This window comes from Streptomyces sp. GC420 (assembly GCF_009916105.1).
Lineage (GTDB): Bacteria > Actinomycetota > Actinomycetes > Streptomycetales > Streptomycetaceae > Streptomyces.
Genome location: NZ_JAAAXQ010000698.1, coordinates 1 through 1,897, shown reverse-complemented (window position 1 = coordinate 1,897; position 1,897 = coordinate 1). Strand labels below are relative to the sequence as shown.

The following is a 1,897-nucleotide window of genomic DNA, read 5'->3' as shown; positions in this document are numbered from 1 at the left end:
CTTCCCCGCCGTCCCGGGGAAGGGGGACCGCACGGCTCGTTCGTACCGCTTCCTGTCCCCCTTCTCGAATGGCCTGCCCATGACTGAGACCGTCCCCCCGGGACCACCACCCGCCGACGCCGCCGCCACCGCGATCGCCGCCCCGTCCCAGATCGCGTACCCCGACGGACGCGTCGAGCTCACCGCCGACGCCTTCCCCGCCGACAGCCCCTTCGCCAATGAGGACCTGCGGCCCGTTCCGCTCGCCGAACGCAGGTGGACGACGTACAACTTCGCGGCCCTCTGGATCTCCATGGCCCACTGCATCCCCAGCTGGACCCTGGCCTCCGGCCTGGTCGCGCTCGGGATGGACTGGAAACAGGCGGTCTTCACGATCGCCCTCGCCAACGTCGTCGTGCTCCTGCCGATGCTGGCCACCGGCCACGCCGGCCCGAAGTACGGCATCCCGTTCCCGGTGCTCGCCCGCGCCTCCTTCGGTGTGCGCGGCGCGAACATCCCGGCGCTGATACGTGCCGCGGTGGCCTGCGGCTGGTTCGGCATCCAGACCTGGATCGGCGGCAGCGGCCTCTTCGCCATCGGCAACAAGCTGTTCGGCGGCTCCTGGGCCGAGGCCGGACAGCTCGCCGGCAACCCCTGGCCGCTGTGGTTCTGCTTCGTGCTGTTCTGGGCGCTCCAGATCGGCATCATCTACCGCGGCATGGACTTCCTGCGCCGCTTCGAGAACTGGGCCGCGCCCTTCGTCATCGTCGGCGCGTTCGTGCTGCTCATCTGGATCGCGGTCAAGGCGGACGGCTTCGGCAACCTGCTGTCCGAGCCGTCGGCACTGGGCTGGGGCGCGGACTTCTGGCCGGTCTTCTTCCCGTCCCTGATGGGCATGATCGGCTTCTGGTCCACCCTGTCGCTGAACATCCCCGACTTCACCCGCTTCGGATCCAGCCAGAAGGCGCAGACCTGGGGCCAGTCACTGGGCCTGCCCACCACGATGACACTGTTCGCGATCCTCGCCGTGCTGGTCACCTCGGGCTCGGCGGTCGTCTACGGCGAGGCGATCTGGGACCCGGTGGCACTCGCCGCCAAGGCTGACAACGTCTTCGGCCTGCTGTTCGCGGCGATCACGGTGATCGTGGCCACGGTCTCGGTCAACATCGCGGCGAACGTGGTCTCCCCGGCGTACGACCTCGCCAACCTCGCCCCGAAACTCATCAACTTCCGTACGGGTGCGCTGATCACCGGTGTCATCGGTGTCCTGATCTTCCCGTGGAAGCTGATCTCCACCCCCGAGTTCTACATCTTCACCTGGCTCGGCGTGGTCGGCGGCCTCCTCGGCACCGTCGCCGGCATCCTGATCGCCGACTACTGGGTCATCCGCCGCACCTCGCTCGAACTCGCCGACCTCTACAAGACCGAGGGCCGCTACTGGTACTCCTCGGGCTTCAACCGGAAGGCCATCCTCACCTTCCTGGTGGGCGGCGTCCTGGCCGTCGGCGGCTCCTACTCGACCCTCGACGCGGAGGGCAACAAGGCCGGGCCGTTCCCGGTCGACGGTCTCATCCCGTTCCTGAAACCGCTCGCCGACTACGGATGGGCGGTCGGCCTGGCGTCCTCGCTGCTGCTGTACACCGCCCTGATGTGGAAGGAACGGCAGCAGCCGGTGGCACCGGTCACGTCCGCCCCGCGGGCCGCCGCGCCGACGGGCACGACCGACCCGACCGCCTGATCCCGACGCCGGCGAGGCCGCGAGCCCGGGCCGCGCACCCCACCGCGGGGTGCGCGGCCCGGGCCGTGCCCGGCGACGGCACGTCCCCGGAGGCGCCGGACCGGTGCGGCCGCCCAAGGGAAAAGGCCCGCCCACACCGGCCCGCGGGGAGGAGCGGGACGTCGTGGGCGGGCCTCGGCG

Annotated in this window: 1 protein-coding gene; it reads left to right on the top strand. The window is 70.4% G+C overall.

The window, feature by feature from the left end; translation table 11 throughout:
• The first annotated feature begins 79 nt into the window (after nt 1–79).
• Complete coding sequence (locus GUY61_RS37895; protein WP_166634826.1) at nt 80–1,717, top strand: NCS1 family nucleobase:cation symporter-1; 1,638 nt, start codon at nt 80–82, stop codon at nt 1,715–1,717.
• The last annotated feature ends 180 nt before the right edge of the window (nt 1,718–1,897 follow it).

Bases quoted from the DNA above. Each gene is read 5' to 3' on its own strand.
- GUY61_RS37895 (WP_166634826.1), top strand. From the start codon at position 80: ATGACTGAGACCGTCCCCCCGGGACCACCACCCGCCGACGCCGCCGCC.